The sequence below is a fragment of the Oceanospirillum sediminis genome (assembly GCF_014164585.1).
GTDB lineage: Bacteria > Pseudomonadota > Gammaproteobacteria > Pseudomonadales > Halomonadaceae > Oceanospirillum > Oceanospirillum sediminis.
In genome coordinates, this window is the sequence record NZ_JACJFM010000084.1 from 1 (window position 1) to 1,136 (window position 1,136).

The 1,136-nt window shown below is 34.8% G+C and carries 2 protein-coding genes; both read left to right on the forward strand.

Annotated elements, in window-relative coordinates; translation table 11 throughout:
- Window positions 1-187 (forward strand): hypothetical protein (locus tag H4O21_RS28000; protein WP_220495838.1); only part of this gene is annotated, 187 nt, incomplete at its 5' end.
- Window positions 145-1,059: an IS3 family transposase gene (locus H4O21_RS28005; protein ID WP_262708623.1), complete on the forward strand. Its 915-nt coding sequence runs from the start codon at window positions 145-147 to the stop codon at window positions 1,057-1,059. The genes H4O21_RS28000 and H4O21_RS28005, both read left to right, overlap by 43 nt.
- Window positions 1,060-1,136 lie beyond the last annotated feature (77 nt).

Consider the following 1,136-nt stretch of genomic DNA (forward strand, 5'->3'; position numbering starts at 1 on the left):
CGTGAAAACCAAAGATGAAATAACACGTATTAAAGAACTTCAAAAAGAGATTGAACAACTAAAAAAATTGTTGTTAAAGAAAGACTTAGATGCTATGATTCAAGATTCATACCTGGAAGTTGCCGCTGAAGATCTTGGCTACAAATCTGTTGCAGAACTAAAAAAAAAGCTAAATATAGAGCGTTAAGTAAGACTAAAGACAATGCTAATGGATCTGCGTCTTTAACCACTATCTGTATGGCTTTCGGGCTTAAACGTGATGCATACTATAAGTATAAATATAGAGATGACAAACGTTTAAAACTTGAACAACAGGTCATTCAAATAGTCCACAAAAGACGCAGATCTCTTCCCAGAGAAGGTGTGCGTAAACTTAAATTATCATTGGATGATGAATTTAACAAGGCCAATCTCAAAGTCGGAAGAGATACTTTGTTTAATATCCTTAGAAAACACAATATGCTTATAACCAGAAAGAAACCCAGCTACAGAACTACCAATTCTTTGCATAGGTTCTATAAACATAAAAACATCATTAAAGATGTACTTGTTAATAGACCCAATCAGGTTTGGGTATCTGATATTACATACATCAGAACTGTAAAAGGATTTTGTTACTTGGCGCTCATAACCGACATGTATTCAAGGAAAATCATTGGCTATGACCTTAGTGATAGCCTGGAACTTAGCGGTTGTGTCAGAGCGCTTAAAAAGGCTTTATATAAAGCTAAAAACACTCAGAACCTTATACACCACTCGGACAGAGGAATACAGTATTGTAGCAATCTATACACGCAAATTTTAAAGAGAAACAACATCAAAATTAGTATGACAGAAGAAAATCATTGCTACGAAAATGCTATTGCGGAACGTGTTAACGGCATCTTGAAAGACGAATTCTATCTCGACCAAACCTTTGATAGCGTACAACACGCCAAAAGAGCAACAAAAAGTGCAATTAATCTTTACAACCAAATAAGATTACACGTATCTTTAGATTATAAAACACCAAATATGGTATACCTGCCTGCCGGCAAGGCAGGTTTAAAAACAGCGTAAATCAATTTTTAACCTGTAGCCATATTTCAGGACTAGACATTTGAACAAACAGAATAGATGACAGAAAAAATAAACGA